Source organism: Lactobacillus kimbladii (genome assembly GCF_014323605.1).
In the GTDB taxonomy this organism is placed as follows: Bacteria; Bacillota; Bacilli; order Lactobacillales; family Lactobacillaceae; genus Lactobacillus; species Lactobacillus kimbladii_B.
This window is the reverse complement of record NZ_SCMB01000001.1, coordinates 517962-531706: the sequence shown is the minus strand read 5'-3', so window position 1 is coordinate 531706 and position 13745 is coordinate 517962. Positions and strand designations below refer to the sequence as shown.

Genomic DNA, 13745 nt, shown 5'->3' with positions numbered 1-13745 from the left:
ATTTTAAAAGCAAAATGATTATAATTAATAAATATGTATATATAATAAATATAAAATTGAAATCAATTTTTAACATTGTATTAACCAAATAGCTGGATTACCAAATAAAAGTACCGGTATCTCCCTATTAATTATTATTATAACTTAATTTGTAATAAAGTACACTAAAAAGGAATAAACAAAAATAAATTTTAAGTATATTTTATAACAGCTTATCTTTGGTAATTGGGATCACCTTATATTCTTTCTCAAAATTATGAGAAATGTAATTAAAAGCTTTAATCCATTCACGTCTGGTTAATAGTCCTTGGAAAACACCATCGTCATCAACCACAGGCAAAAAAGCATTGTCAACTAACAAATGAAGTTGAGTTTCCAAGGTAGTCTGAACAAAGTTGATTTTATCAAATTTGGTTTGCATAACATCACGAACTAATAATTTATTTAAAGGTTCAAGTGAAATCCTATCAGTTTCCATCATTTTATCTGTGATCATTGCTAAGCTCAGTAAGCCAACAACACGGCTTTGGCGGTCAAGTACTGGTATTTTTGAGTATTTTACACGAGTTAGAATCATAAAAGCATGGTACAAAGGGTTGTCATCTTCGACAAATGCAATGCGGGAAGCAGGAATAATGAATGAGCCTGACTTTTCTTCCAGTAAATGTTTTATTGTGGGTGAGAACATTAAATATAACCTTTCATAGAGTAATAAGTAGCTAAATTTATACTATAACAAAGAAAAAAGGCCCGCAAGATCTGCGAGCCTGTTAGTTTTCATCTACTTTGAAGGAGTAAGAATGAATGAAATAAAAAAGTGGGAGTATGTAGTAAGTATTGCTTTCGCTTACTACATAAAAAATAATAACTCTAAAATATGAAGTTAAGTTAGAAAATCTCTTATAAAAGGGTAAAGAATTTCTTTAGAACAGTTTAAGACCATAGAAAAACTCACGTAACGCACGTGAGTCGAAAGGGATAGATATGAAAATGACCTGTAAAGTCATTTCGGTTTTTTCATTATTATACTTGGAGGAGTATGAATGAAAAACAAAAAGTTGAGTGTGATATAAGAAAAATGAATATCTTTCCTATATCACAATTATAGTATAACTATAAAATGTGAAAAAAGTATGACGAAAATCTCAAAATGCAAATTTTAAGTAACTACAAAATTGTTTGTTGCAAAACTCCTTGTTATAATTAGTTTTACTTTATTTAAAAAAAGAATTGAAATTTTAAGGAGAAAAATGGGAAAACAAGATTATCGTAAAAAGATCATTTTTTGGCTACGTTTTTCTGGCTGGCTTTGTTTGTTGCCGGCATCTGCTTGGCTTTGGCTGTATCAGATGTTTAGTCAAGGTGCTTCAGGATACACGCTTTTAGGGGAACTCGTTTTTACAGTCTTATTTGCTGTTTATATTTTGACAACCGCACAAAGCGAACGCTGGTTAAAACCAACAAACATTTTTGTCTTATTAATACTTACAGTGCTTTTTGGCTCATTTATAATTCTAATTCCGCTTTGTTTTGCTTATAATGATTGCCGAAAGCTGAATAACGGATAATAAGGAAAATATTTAAATTTGGTAAAAGTTTAAAAGGTTTTTTTTAGTTGCAAATCTTTAGTAGTACTATATTCGATAGTACATTTTATTAATATTGAGAAAGATATGAAATTATGACTAAAAAAGAAAAAACGGATTCACACGCTAAACGTATTGGTAAGTTTATTTTGACGACAATTATCTATTGCGTCATTTTAATGGTACTAATTTATTTGTACCAATATAGTGGCTTAACATCTGTTCACTTTATCTACAATGAATTTTAAAGCTGGTACAATAATATGATTGAAAATGTAATTAAAAAAATTGATGCAGTTGCTCAAGCAGAACCTGAACGCATAGCATATGACTATTTAGGTAAAACTAATACTTATGGTGATTTAAAAAAGCGCTCAGATGAATGGGCTCATAAAATTGTAAGTTTAAATCTTTCTCCTCAGAGTCCAGTAATGATCTGGGGCGGGCAGGATTTTGAAATGATCGCCAGTTTTTTGGGTTGTGTCAAGTCTGGACATGCTTATATTCCCATTGCCAGTTACTCTAATGCTGAAAGAATTGTTATGATCCAGGAAGTTTCTCATGCTGAAGCAATTTTAGCAATTGATGAACTGCCTGAAATTGATTTGCCACCAATTAAAGTAGTGCATCCTGCCGATGTCGAAAAGGGAGATTTTGAACCTGATCCTGCCAGCTTTGTTAAAGGTGATGATAATTTTTACGTCATTTTTACTTCAGGCACCAGTGGCAAACCTAAAGGCGTGCAAATTAGTCATAATAACCTGCTCAGTTTTATTAACTGGGAAATGACGGACTTTGATCTGCCCCAACATCCAGCATTTTTGTCTCAAGCACCGTATTCATTTGACCTCTCAGTCATGAGTCTTTATCCTGCTTTAGTCGGGGCAGGAAAGTTGGTGGCTTTACCGCATGAAGTTACGCAAAACTTTGCTCAATTGTTCCAGACTTTGCCTAAACTACAATTTAATGTCTGGGTCTCAACGCCGTCATTTGCCCAAATGTGTTTTTTAGATAAAACCTTTGACGAAAAGCACCATCCAAACTTGACTCATTTCATGTTTTGCGGTGAAGAACTGCCACATAACGAAGTGGTAATGTTAAAAAAGAAATTCCCCAAGGCGCGAATTTTTAATACTTATGGCCCGACTGAAACCACAGTCGCAGTTACTCAGGTAGAAATTACTGACGCTGTCTTAAAGAAATATGATCGTTTGCCAATCGGCAAGGTTAAAGCAGATACCAAAATTATTATTGATAAAGCTAAAGGTGACCAGCCTGATGAAGGTGAAATTATTATTACTGGGCCAAGTACTTCTAAAGGCTATATGAATAATCCGGAAAAAACGGCCAAGGCTTTCTTTAAAAATCCGGGTGACCAATATCCAAGCCACCGTTCAGGAGATGAGGGATTCTTCGACCAGGATATGCTTTTTTACCGGGGCAGAATCGATTTTCAAATCAAGTTCAACGGTTATCGCATAGAATTAGAAGAAATTAACCATTATATTGGTATGAACAAGTTAGTTGATCACGGCGTAGCCGCACCTAAATACAACCAAGATCATACAGTCAAGCAAATAGTTGCCGAAATTAAACTCAAAGATGGCGTGACAGAAAAGTATTCTGAAGCAGAAATTACTAAGATGATCAGAGCAGATTTAGCTAAAGAATTGATGCCATATATGATTCCACAGCGCTATGTTTACCGTGAAACATTGCCGGTCTCGCAAAATGGTAAAGTTGATATTAAGGCCGTCATTAAGGAGGTCAACGAGTAGTGAACACTAATTTCATTAACTTGCAGCCTTATTCCAATCCGCATTATTTCGTATATTTGATGATTGGCTTAATACCTATTATCATCGGACTGTATTGGGGTCACCGCTTAAAAATATATGAGGTTGTATTCTCACTAGTTTTCTTATTCCTCATTTTTGATGGTGAAAAATGGCAACAGGGCGTTAGTTTAATCATCTATATTTTGTTTCAGCTGCTAGTCACTTATGGCTATCTTTATTATCGTCGCCGCAAGAACAGTCAAAATAGAACATGGGTCTTTTACCTAGCTGTAATTTTGGCAATTGTACCCCTGGTTTTAGTCAAACTGCAGACTGCTTTTCCGCAAGCTAAAATTCCAGGAGTGTTGGCTTTTTTGGGTATTTCTTATCTGACCTTTAAGACAGTTCAGGTCGTGATGGAAGTGCGCGATGGCGCTATTAAAGAACTTAATTTGGGAACATATTTACGCTTTCTCTTATTCTTTCCGACCATTTCTTCGGGACCAATTGATCGTTACCGCAGATTTGCCAAAGAATGCGACATAGTGCCAAAGCGTAAGCAGTACCTAAATGATTTAGAGCTGGCAACCCGCTATTTATTTCAAGGATTCTTATATAAATTTGTTCTTGGCTGGTTCTTTGGTACTTATTGGCTACCTCGAATTACCCGGGCTGCTTTAATTACAGGTACAGCTGTGGGCGGGTTGAAACTTTCCTGGTGGGTAGTAGCCTATATGTACTGCTACAGTATGTATTTATTCTTTGACTTTGCGGGCTATTCCTTGTTTGCAGTGTCGATTTCCTACTTTATGGGTATTCACACCCCAATGAACTTTAACAAGCCGTTTATTTCGCAAAACATCAAAGAATTCTGGAATCGCTGGCACATGACCCTGTCCTTCTGGTTCCGGGACTACATCTACATGCGCTTTACCTTCTTTGCGATGAAGAAAAAGCTGTTCAAGAATCCGGTCAGGCTGTCGCAGGCTGCTTACCTGCTCTTATTCCTAGTGATGGGCTTTTGGCATGGACTAACTTGGTATTATATTGTTTATGGCTTGTTCCATGCTTTTGCCATCATCATCAATGATTGTTGGTTGCGGTTTAAAAAGAAGCACAAAGATAAGCTGCCATCAAATAAATATACGAAATGGCTGGCAATTTTTGTCACTTTTAATGTAGTTTGTTTTAGTTTCCTGATTTTTTCAGGTTTTCTCAGTCAGTTATGGTTTGGCTGGCAATAGGCAATGATTTTATTTAAGGAGTTTTAACATGGATACCAAAAAAGAAGTTTTAGCAATTTTACAAGATTTAACTGGTGAAGATTTAACAGACAGAATGGATGAGAATATTTTTGCCAACGGTCTAATGGATTCAATGGCCAGTGTCCAAATGCTGTTAAATTTGCAGGAAAAATTCCAAATTGATGTACCAGTTTCTGAATTTGACAGAAATGAATGGGATACGCCCAATAAAATTGTGGCAAAGGTGGAAAATTTAGAAAATGAGTAACAAACGCCGACTGTGGCAAATTTTCGGCCCGGTTCTTTGCGCTTTTATCTTGCTGCTGGTCATCTTTCTAATGCCATGGGAGCAGACTTTTTCTAAGGATGCCATTTATCAGGCGGCTAATTCGCAAACTAATACTATTTTTAAGGGCTCTTTAATGAAACAAGATGCTTATAAAGATGGTTATGTGCCTTTTTATGGTTCAAGTGAATTGTCACGGCTTGATCCATTGCATCCCAGTGTAATTGCGCAAAAGTATCATCGCAGTTACCGGCCATTTTTGTTAGGCGGACCGGGCAGTCAATCCTTAGCACATTTTTTGGAAATGCAGGGGACTGCTAAACAGCTCAAAGGCAAAAAAGCCGTAGTCATTGTTTCACCACAGTGGTTTACTAAAAAGGGGCAAAAACCTGATGCCTTCGCGCTGTATTATTCACCGCTGCAAGCCTGTAATTTTCTCTTAGGAATTAAAAAAGACACGGTGACTAACCGCTATGCGGCCAAACGCTTTCAGCAGATGCCGGAAGTGAAGGGCGTTATCAAGCTCGGTATGAGAAGGATTGCCCGAGGGCAAAAATTAACGGGATTTCAGCGCTTTTACCTAGAAAATCAACGGCGCATGTTTACCAATGAGGATAAATTCTTCAGCACTTTCCAATTGCGCGATCGCATTAAAAAGATTAACAAGCAGGCCAAGCTATTGCCGAATACGTATTCAATCAAGGCTTTAGATAAAGTAGCAAGTCAGCAGGCTGCACTTAACACCAATTCTAATAATTTTGGTATTAACAATCGTTTCTTCAAAAAACGCTTGAATAAACGCTTATTAGCCAAATTAAAAGATAGTCAACGTCATTTTAATTACACTAAATCGGTAGAATACAGCGATTTTGAATTGATGTTGAACCAATTTGCCAAGCAGCATACCAATGTGCTGTTCATTATCCCGCCGATTAATGAAAAATGGTCTAATTACACGGGCTTATCACAAACAATGTACCAGAAGGCTGTTTCTAAGATTAAGTATCAACTGGCTAGTCAAGGTTTTGATAACGTTACCGATTTATCCAAGCGCGGTGGTGAAAAGTATTTCATGGAAGATACTATTCACCTGGGCTGGCGCGGCTGGGTAGCTGTTGACAAGGCAGTAAAGCCATTCATGGCGCAAAGTGATCTGCCACGTAATTATAATATTCATAACTATTTTTACAGCAGAAAGTGGCAAAAAAAGCCATATCAGATTAGTTTGACAGATGAAAATCCGCTAAATGGCAATTCAAAAGAATCTTTAAAAGGAAAATAGTGCGCCAGCAAATTGATGCCTTAGGAATCAAGGGTTCAATTTTAGTCATTAAAAATGGCAAAATAATGCTTAACTATGCTTTAGGCAATAATACTGACACTAGTTATTTAATCAATTCTGTACAGAAATCTATGACGGCTGCAATCATTATGCGGCTCGTGCAGGAAGGCAAGTTAAGCCTGCAGGATAAATTGAGTAAATTTTATCCGCAAATTTCTGGGGCACAAAAAGTCAAAATTAAAAATCTGTTAGCTATGACAGCAGGCCTTGATCTTAAGCCAGGAGCAAAATTGGGCAGAAAGCATTTTGTTTCTGACTCTGATAATATTCAGCATGATGCAGCTAAAACTATTTTTGAACCTGATTTATTAAATAAGTGGCACTATAGTTCACTGAATTATGTGTACTTATGCGGCATTATGAGTAAAGTAACTGGACAAAGCTACGAGCAGTTATTCCGTGATACATATATCAAGCCCTTAAAGCTGAGACAAACAGAATTCTTATGGTCAAAACCAGGTAAAATTATTTCCAGTCATTTAGTACCTGGAATGATTTACCGCAAAGGTCGCTATGACGTGGTTAAGCATAAGGTTGCATTAAGGGGGGCTCGTAATGAATTAGGAGCTGGCTCAATAGTGATGTCCAATCATGACCTAGCAAAAGTAATACGATACCTGCTTTCTGGCAGTTTGTTAACCCAAAAGAGCCGTAAATTACTATACCAGTCTGGGCCACCGGCTTATTATAATGGCGGTTTTTATAATAATATAAAATTAAAAACTAAAACGGCTAATGGTGCAGGAGAGGGTTATTATACTTTCATGCGCAGTACTAATGATGCCAAAACGATAGTAATAATACAATCTAATAAAACACGTGAAGGTGAATTTAACCAGTTGAAAAGTCAAATTAATCAAATCATGCTCGAACTGCTTGGCCGTAAGGCTGACAGTGCAAATATAGTTGGTTGAAACTTGTTTTTTGGTTAATTGCATGCTAAAATTCTGTTGTGTCACCATAGGGAAGTAGTCATTTTCTCCGGTAGCGAAAATGTAAAATTTCTATAATGTGGTCAGTAATGGTGGCACAAACACTGTGTGAGCTTAGTTCCGATGTTGGTGGAACTAGGCTTTTTGTATACATGAAAATAATGATAAATACATTTATTAAGTACATTAACATACCCACATTATAGCTGGCATGAATTTGCCTATTATAATGAGCGTAGCTTTAAATAATTCACAGGAATATTTTAGTGAAGAAATAATCAAGAAGTTAGTTAATCAAGCAAAAGATTCTTGGGTTTATGTTAATCTTAGTAATAAAAATCTGGATAAAGAAGACGAATAAATGTAAGTTTCTATAATGTGGTCAGTAGTGGTAGCACAAACACTGTCTCAGCTTAGTTCCGATGTTGATGGAACTATGCTTTTTAGTGTTTTCTTTGCTATCTGCCATTGCTAGGGGGTAAAATATATTTAATATATACTAGATAAGGAGATAAGTTATGAACAGAGCGGAACTAAAACTAGAAGCCAAAAATCAACTGCGTCATAACTGGGGCTGGGCAGTTATTATTGGTATAGTAATGACCTTGTTTGTCGGTTTCTTTTTTGCCAGGCCAGCAATAAACAATTCACTTAAGATTGCAAATAATGTAAATGATGTCATGGGAACCGGCTCAATTGATTCACTGTTTAAACCTGTATTTTGGGCAGGTCAGTTAGGTCCTGATATGGGTTTAACTTTTATTGGCAGCTTTTTTATGTTGAGTATGGTGGTTACTTTCTTACATTTTGCTCGTGGAGAAAGGCTAGGCTTTTTTAAAGGTATTTTTTCTGTTTTTACTGATGGTCGGTTTGTACCGGAATTTCTGAATTATCTTTGTGAGTATATTTTTCAATTTCTGTGGTCTTTATTGTTAGTTATTCCTGGCTTAATTAAGTCTTATTCTTATGCCATGACGCCCTATATTGTTAATGACTTGGTAGCAAGTGGGCAAGAAGTTCACGCAACAACAGCAATTACGCTAAGCCGTCAGTTAATGAATGGGCATAAATGGGAATTATTTGTATTAAATTTAAGTTTTATTGGCTGGTATCTTTTGAGTGTACTAACTTTTGGCATTGGTTATATTTGGCTAGTTCCATACGAACAGACCACCAAAGCTAATTTTTACCGCAGATTAGCTGGCGATCGATATTTAAGAAATTAAATTGATAATAAACTAAAAGAGCAAGATGTTCATTATCCTGCTCTTTTTAAGTGTCTATTTAAAAATTAGTATTTGTTTAAGTCTTCAATACTTTCTTGAAACCATTTGCCAGCATATTTAGAGTTGAAATCATCGGTCTTTTTAAGGGCTTCTTTGATTTGACTGGAATTCAAATGATCCATCAGGTATAGCTTTAGTGCCTTGTTAATTAAGTCATTAAAATCAGTATCGTTAACTTCCAAATATTTTTCTGTTAGCTTTGCTACTTTTTCAGTTAATTCGATTTTCTTTCTGCTCATTTTTAAACCCCTTAAAATATACATTCATTATACCATTTTATTCATAACTAATAAGAAAAAATAATTAAGGGTATAAAAAATAGCTAGCAATAAAAAAATAGAGTATTATTTTATTTTAAATACAATATTCAATGTTAGGGTCTGAATTAATGCAAGAATTTACTATCAATTTGCTAGCTCGTTTGCAGAACTTTTCTTTTTTTCGTGCGACAAGGCGCACCATGGCAGTATTAATGCCAGTTGCTGTCGTCGGCTCATATTTTAAGTTGTTTAATGATCTGATTTTTACGCACAATGGAATGATTTATAATATTTTTAATTTAGATACAGTTTTATCTGATCATATTTGGTATGGTGGATCTTTTGTTTGCCGTGGAATGGTAGAAATTACTTTTGGTGTATTTGGTGTCTATGCCAGTTATTTTATGGCCCGTTATACTGCACGGCTTTACCATAAAGATTCAACTATGGCAGGTTTAACTGCTGTTCTAATTATGCTTTTTTGTTCGTATGCATCTAGTAGTGGCCGTAATGCGCGCATGCCTTTTACTGCCAGTTTGTTACAAATTAATGCGGTTTTTATTGCTTTGATTGTTGGCTACTGTGTAGGTCAAATTTTTCATTGGTTAGGGAAAGATTTTTCTTATGTAAAAGATGAAGGCACAAAAGTAATTCAAAAAAGGACAGGGGATGCTGTTTTACCTAGTGGTATTTCATTAATGCTGGGCATCCTTTTGGGTATTTTGATATATGAACTACAACTTAAGTTGCTTAACTCTGCCAGTTTTAATGAAATTGTCAGCCGGGTTCAGACTACTAATAATTTCGGTGAAGTATTAATACTCTCTGCCGTAATTACTTTTTTAGATTGGCTTGGAATTGGTTATCCGCTGCAGTCTTTATCGGGAACGGTTAACAATGCTTTTACCGCTGAAAACTTAACTTATACATTAAAACACGGTAATTCCTGGAATGTGCCATACAAATACTTGGGTAGTTCACTCATTAACAGTTATGGCATAATGGGTGGTGCTAGCCTTGTTTTAGCTGTGATTGTATTGCTTTTAATAAGACGAGACAATAGGGAAAATGAAATAAATGCTAGACTTAATTTATTGCCGGCTGCTTTTGGTTCTACCTTAGGGTTTATAGTTGGTTTACCTTTAATCCTAAATCCAGTATTTGTTTTACCGAGTGTCTTAATTCCGCTCATTAACATGACGTTAGCAGTATTTGCTGTCAACCTACATATTATTCCTGTTAGTGTTTATCAAATATTAAAAGGAACTCCGGGAATTTTAGTCTCATTTTTCGGTACCAATGGTAACTGGCCAACTTTGATTTTTACACTACTGCTGTTTCTGTTAGATATAGTTTTGCTTTTACCAGTAATTAAAATCAATGAAAAAATCGGAATAAAAATTGCTTACCAGAAGAAGGAATGATCAGATGCGTAAAAATCCTAATTATAAATGGTTAGTTTTAGTCATAATTATTTTAATTATGCTGGCTGTTCCCAGTTTCTTTTGGATGAAAAAGGATAATAAATCAAGAGCTGAGCTTAGCAAATCGCTGCTTTCGCCTGTAATAATGGTACCTGGATCTAGTGCTACAACAGAGCGTTTTAACGATTTAATCGATGAACTGAATAAAACTACTCTCAACAGACACAGCGTAATAAAAATCAAAGTTTCACGTGAAGCAAAATTAACTTACAGTGGTTCTATTGGTAAGAATGACCTCGAGCCCTTTATTATTATTGGCTTTGATAACAATAAAGACGGTTACACTAATATCAAAAAGCAAGCAAAATGGCTAAATGTTGCGTTTGAATCACTAATTCAAAATTATAAGTTTAATAATTTTAAAGCCTTTGGTCATTCTAACGGTGGTTTAATTTGGACCTACTGGCTGGAGCATTATTATTCTGAATATTCTGATAATATTAAGATAAAGAAATTAATGACTTTAGGCACTCCTTATAATTTTACGGAAAGTAATATTAATAACCGGACGCAAATGCTGGCTGATTTTATTAAAAATCGTGCAACACTGCCACCATTTTTAAAAGTTTATTCTCTTTCTGGTGGCAAAAATTATGAATCAGATGGGATCGTACCTGAAACAAGTGTCGCGGCTGGCAAATTTATTTTTCAAAATCAGGTCAAGAACTATACTGCAATAACAGTCACGGGTGAAAAAGCTGATCATTCAGACTTGCCGCAAAATAAGCAGGTAATTCAAGCAATTAGGCAATACTTGTTGAAGAAACCCAATAAGCCATTAAAGCCAATTAAAGGAAAGGATAATCATTAATGAAGTACCAAAAACAACCTAATAAAATTGAAGTTATTGGTGGTAGAGTTAATAATCTCAAAAATATTAACGTTAATATTCCCTTACATAAATTTGTAGCCATCTCTGGCTTAAGCGGTTCTGGAAAATCCAGCTTAGCAATGGGTATTCTGTATTCAGAAGGTGCTAGACGTTATCTTGATTCTCTAGCAGCCTATACTAGGCGGCGCATTAGTCAAGTTGGTCGTGCACAAGTTGATGAGGTCAAACATATTCCTTCAGCTTTGGCATTAAGACAGCGACCGGCTGTTCCGGGAGTGCGCTCGACTGTTGGCACAGTAACGGAAATTTTTAATATCATACGATTAATTTTTTCCCGGTTAGGTTCACCTGTATGTCCCAATGGTCATAGGGTTCCACCAACTATTAAAATTGCGGAAGCAATGGATTTAACTGGGGAAGCAATGGGACGATTGACGTGTCCTACATGTGGAGTACAATTTTATGCTTTCAGTGCTGAAGACTTTGCGTTTAATTCAGATGGTGCGTGTCAAAAATGCCAAGGTCTAGGAACTGTCGAGCAGATTGATGATAGTAAGATTATTGCTGATGAAAATTTATCTCTTGAAAAAGGTGCGGTAGCCACTTGGCAAATTCCTGGTCGAAATTGGATGTGGCGCATTGCCCGTGAATTAGGTGTACGTACTGATATCCCATATAAAAAGTTGAATGCTAAAGAAAAAGATATTGTCCTTCATGGTAAAGAGCGAAAAGTCCCTATTGACTTGCCAACTTCAACTGGTCGGGTTTATCATCTTGATGCGTTATATGAGAATGCCTATAATGCAGTGGCTAACTCCCGTAAAACTACAAAGTCGGAGCGAGGGTTGCAAAGAATTAATTCTTTTTATAAATTTAGTACCTGTCCTCGCTGCCATGGCTATCGGATTGATCCTAGTCGCTGGCAGCAACTAGTTGCCGGCAAAAATATTGTTGAAGCTGAGAAACTGACTTTAGGTGAATTAACTCAATATATGGACGAGATTTTAGCAAGTTTGCCACAAGACATGCAAGACTTAGCAGAAAATTTAACGAGTGAGTTGTTGCATCAAGTCAAACCTCTGTTAAAATTAGGACTAGATTATTTGAGCATAGACAGACAGGCAAGTAGTCTGTCTACAGGTGAACTTCAACGTATCCAGCTTGGCAGAACGTTGCGCACCGAAACCACAGGGGTACTCTATGTATTAGATGAACCATCAGTGGGCTTGCACCCTGATAATGTAGCTGGGTTGATTGATGTATTTCATGAATTGGTCAATCAAGGCAATTCTTTAGTTGTTGTTGATCATGAAACTGCCATTATTAACGCAGCTGATTGGGTGATTGAAATTGGTCCCGGTTCAGGTAGCCAGGGTGGTGAAATTATTTCCCAGGGAATACCCAAAGAGATAGAACATAATGAAAAATCCTTAATTGGACCATATTTAACAGGTAAAGCACCATTATTTGTCAGACCCAGGGCCAATAAAGACCAAATCTTTAAACATGGCAAAATAAAGCTTGATGTTACTAAGCGCTTTAACTTAAAAAACTTGCATGTGCAAATACCTGTCAATCGCTTAACTTCTGTTACCGGATTTTCAGGTGCTGGTAAAACTACTCTCATTCTAGATTCTTTGATTCCGGCATGGAAGGCACAAAAAAATAATAGTGAAAGACCTAAGTGGGTAAAGAACTTAGATAATGACTATATTAAAAACGTGGTTAGTGTTGATTCTACTCCAGTTGGTAAAAATCAGCGCTCAACTGTTGCAACTTATACAGATATTATGGACAACTTGCGTAAACTTTTTGCCAAACAGCCTTTAGCTAAAAAGTTGAAATTCCGTGCGTCTCATTTTTCATATAATAATAAAGAAGGCGCATGCCCTGCATGCGGTGGCACTGGTGTGATTGCACTTGATATCCAATATTTGCCTGACATGGTTGAAACATGTTCAGTATGTGGAGGTCATCGTTTCAATCAAAATGTCTTGCAGGTAAAATGGAACAACCTAAGTATTGCTGACGTTTTGGATTACTCGGTAGATGATGCCTTAAAAGAAGAAATTTTTCAAAAAGAGCCAAAAATTAATAAAACAATTACAACATTACATGAGATGGGGTTAGGTTATCTTCATCTAGAGGAGTCTACTCCGGCTTTGTCAGGAGGGGAAGCACAGAGGTTAAAGTTAACTAGTCATATTCATCAAAGGCAAAAAGGCACTTTATTTGTTTTTGATGAACCGACAGTGGGATTGCATCCACAAGATGTTAGAACCCTCTTACGAGTGTTTCAAAGGCTGCTTGAACAAGAAGGAACTATTATTACTATTACGCATGACGTGGATATTATGGCTAACAGTGATTATATGATTGATATGGGACCTAGAGGAGGGGAACAAGGAGGAAAAATCATTGCAAGCGGAACCCCTGTGGATATTTCTCAAAATTCTGGTAGTTTAACTGGTAAATATTTGGCAAAACAATTTAAATTATATCAAAAATAGAAAATAAAAGCCTTAAAAGTAGCGATTAATGTCACTTTTAGGGCTTTTTAACTTCTTGTGGAAAAATATCAAAATCTGTGGAAAAAGTTAGACAAAACTATTGCTTTCTGTGGATAACCTGCTATAATATTATATGTAAGTAATTAGCAGTCGAACACATCGAGTGCTAATTACAAATTTATAACCTATCAAAGGGGTGTTTACA

The 13745-nt window shown here is 36.0% G+C and carries 14 protein-coding genes; 12 read left to right on the top strand and 2 right to left on the bottom strand.

Translation table 11 applies throughout. From position 1 onward, the window contains the following. Positions 1-202 precede the first annotated feature (202 nt). Positions 203-688: a cyclic-di-AMP-binding protein CbpB gene (gene cbpB / locus ERK18_RS02620; protein ID WP_187154162.1), complete on the bottom strand. Its 486-nt coding sequence runs from the start codon at positions 686-688 to the stop codon at positions 203-205. 562 nt (positions 689-1250) lie between these two features. On the opposite strand from cbpB, the gene ERK18_RS02615 reads away from it, so the two are divergent. The 9 genes from ERK18_RS02615 to ERK18_RS02575 all read left to right on the top strand — a co-directional run bounded on the left by ERK18_RS02615 (position 1251) and on the right by ERK18_RS02575 (position 8394). Beyond that, positions 1251-1568, top strand: coding sequence for a hypothetical protein (locus ERK18_RS02615; protein WP_187154161.1), 318 nt, complete (start codon positions 1251-1253; stop codon positions 1566-1568). 113 nt (positions 1569-1681) lie between these two features. Then, complete coding sequence (locus tag ERK18_RS02610; protein ID WP_084605792.1) at positions 1682-1834, top strand: teichoic acid D-Ala incorporation-associated protein DltX; 153 nt, start codon at positions 1682-1684, stop codon at positions 1832-1834. Between the two features lie 15 nt (positions 1835-1849). Next, complete coding sequence (gene dltA / locus ERK18_RS02605) at positions 1850-3364, top strand: D-alanine--poly(phosphoribitol) ligase subunit DltA (RefSeq protein ID WP_187154160.1); 1515 nt, start codon at positions 1850-1852, stop codon at positions 3362-3364. Further along, positions 3364-4608, top strand: coding sequence for a D-alanyl-lipoteichoic acid biosynthesis protein DltB (gene dltB, locus ERK18_RS02600; protein ID WP_187154159.1), 1245 nt, complete (start codon positions 3364-3366; stop codon positions 4606-4608). The genes dltA and dltB overlap by 1 nt, the downstream gene beginning before the upstream one ends. Positions 4609-4636: 28 nt before the next feature. Continuing rightward, on the top strand, positions 4637-4876 hold the full coding sequence (dltC, locus tag ERK18_RS02595; protein WP_038524744.1) for a D-alanine--poly(phosphoribitol) ligase subunit DltC: 240 nt from the start codon (positions 4637-4639) through the stop codon (positions 4874-4876). Beyond that, entirely contained in the window at positions 4869-6176 is a 1308-nt protein-coding gene (gene dltD, locus ERK18_RS02590) for a D-alanyl-lipoteichoic acid biosynthesis protein DltD (RefSeq protein ID WP_187154158.1), read from the top strand. Before dltC ends, dltD begins: the two co-directional genes overlap by 8 nt. After that, complete coding sequence (locus tag ERK18_RS02585; RefSeq protein WP_187154157.1) at positions 6176-7150, top strand: serine hydrolase domain-containing protein; 975 nt, start codon at positions 6176-6178, stop codon at positions 7148-7150. Before dltD ends, ERK18_RS02585 begins: the two co-directional genes overlap by 1 nt. Positions 7151-7385: 235 nt before the next feature. Next, positions 7386-7529 (top strand): hypothetical protein, encoded by a 144-nt coding sequence (locus tag ERK18_RS02580; RefSeq protein WP_187154156.1) that lies wholly within the window; start codon positions 7386-7388, stop codon positions 7527-7529. 157 nt (positions 7530-7686) lie between these two features. Continuing rightward, the gene (locus ERK18_RS02575; protein WP_187154155.1) at positions 7687-8394 is read left to right on the top strand and encodes a DUF975 family protein; all 708 of its coding nucleotides are present in this window, start codon (positions 7687-7689) and stop codon (positions 8392-8394) included. Positions 8395-8459: 65 nt separating this feature from the next. On the opposite strand, the gene ERK18_RS02570 is transcribed toward ERK18_RS02575, so the two are convergent. Continuing rightward, positions 8460-8693 carry a hypothetical protein gene (locus ERK18_RS02570; protein ID WP_046332832.1) on the bottom strand — a complete coding sequence of 78 codons (234 nt, stop codon included), beginning with the start codon at positions 8691-8693 and terminating at the stop codon, positions 8460-8462. Positions 8694-8842: 149 nt separating this feature from the next. Here ERK18_RS02570 and ERK18_RS02565 point away from each other — a divergent pair, with 149 nt between their 5' ends. Genes ERK18_RS02565 through ERK18_RS02555 form a run of 3 tightly spaced genes read left to right on the top strand, consistent with a single transcriptional unit; the run spans position 8843 to position 13540 of the window. Next, complete coding sequence (locus ERK18_RS02565; protein ID WP_187154154.1) at positions 8843-10138, top strand: PTS sugar transporter subunit IIC; 1296 nt, start codon at positions 8843-8845, stop codon at positions 10136-10138. Between the two features lie 4 nt (positions 10139-10142). Then, entirely contained in the window at positions 10143-11009 is an 867-nt protein-coding gene (locus tag ERK18_RS02560) for an alpha/beta hydrolase (protein ID WP_187154153.1), read from the top strand. Continuing rightward, positions 11009-13540 (top strand): AAA family ATPase, encoded by a 2532-nt coding sequence (locus tag ERK18_RS02555; RefSeq protein WP_187154152.1) that lies wholly within the window; start codon positions 11009-11011, stop codon positions 13538-13540. The genes ERK18_RS02560 and ERK18_RS02555 overlap by 1 nt, the downstream gene beginning before the upstream one ends. Positions 13541-13745: the final 205 nt, after the last annotated feature.